General features: G+C 65.8%; 2 protein-coding genes. Both read left to right on the forward strand.

Translation table 11 applies throughout. The features are described from left to right. On the forward strand, positions 1-716 hold a 716-nt coding region (gene hisD, locus EN939_RS34845; RefSeq protein WP_127271899.1), incomplete at its 5' end, for a histidinol dehydrogenase. Positions 717-722: 6 nt separating this feature from the next. Further along, complete coding sequence (locus EN939_RS34850) at positions 723-1,208, forward strand: UPF0262 family protein (RefSeq protein WP_127271901.1); 486 nt, start codon at positions 723-725, stop codon at positions 1,206-1,208. The last annotated feature ends 18 nt before the right edge of the window (positions 1,209-1,226 follow it).

A 1,226-nucleotide genomic window follows, 5' to 3' on the forward strand; every position in this document is an offset into this window, starting at 1 on the left:
TCGCCGCCCTTGCCTACGGCACCGAAACGATCAGGCCGGTCGCCAAGATCGTCGGCCCGGGCAATGCCTATGTCGCGGCGGCCAAGCGCCAGGTGTTCGGCGCCGTCGGCATCGACATGATCGCCGGGCCGTCGGAAGTGCTCGTCGTGGCCGACGGCAGCAACGATCCGGACTGGATCGCGGCCGACCTGCTGGCCCAGGCCGAGCACGATGCATCGGCGCAATCGATCCTGGTCACCGACGATCCAGCCTTCGGCATCGCTGTCGAACAAGCCGTCGAGCGCCAGTTGCAGAGCCTGCCACGCGCCGAGACGGCGGCGGCGAGCTGGCGTGATTTTGGTGCGGTGATCCAGGTGTCGACCATCGACGCCGCGCTGCCGCTGGTCGACCGCATCGCCGCCGAACATGTCGAACTGGCCATCGACGACGCCGAGGGCTTCCTGTCGCGGATGCGCAACGCGGGTGCGGTCTTTCTCGGCCGCCACACGCCGGAAGCCATCGGCGACTATGTCGGCGGCTCCAACCATGTGCTGCCTACGGCGCGCTCGGCGCGCTTCTCGTCCGGTCTGTCGGTGCTCGATTTCGTCAAGCGCACGTCGATCCTCAAGCTTGGACCGGAACAGTTGCGGATCTTGGCGCCGGCGGCGATTGCGCTGGCCAAGGCGGAAGGCCTTGACGCGCATGGACGCTCCGTCGCCATACGGTTGAACATGTAGGCGGCGATGTCTGGCCCCGATCAAACCCGCGCCAGGCTGATCGATGTCGAACTCGATGAATCGATCGGCCGGTCGACACCCGATGTCGAGCATGAACGCGCGGTGGCGATCTTCGACCTGATCGAGGAGAACAGTTTTCAGCCCGTCAGTGACAGCGGCGACGGCCCTTACCGGCTGAAACTGTCGCTGGCCGAGCAGCGCCTGGTGTTTGCCGTGGCGCGCGAGGATGGCACCGCCGTCGTCACCCATATCCTGTCGCTGACGCCGCTCAGGCGCATCGTCAAGGACTATTATATGATCTGCGAAAGCTACTACGACGCCATCCGTTCCTCGACGCCGAGCCACATCGAAGCGATCGACATGGGCCGCCGCGGCCTGCACAATGAAGGTTCGCAGACGCTGATGGACCGGCTGTCCGGCAAGATCGACATCGACTTCGATACGGCGCGCCGGCTGTTCACGCTGGTCTGCGTACTGCACTGGCGGGGCTAGACCCGGCACCCCGCGCCC

The sequence above is a fragment of the Mesorhizobium sp. M7A.F.Ca.CA.002.05.1.1 genome, from assembly GCF_003998335.1.
Taxonomy (GTDB): domain Bacteria; phylum Pseudomonadota; class Alphaproteobacteria; order Rhizobiales; family Rhizobiaceae; genus Mesorhizobium.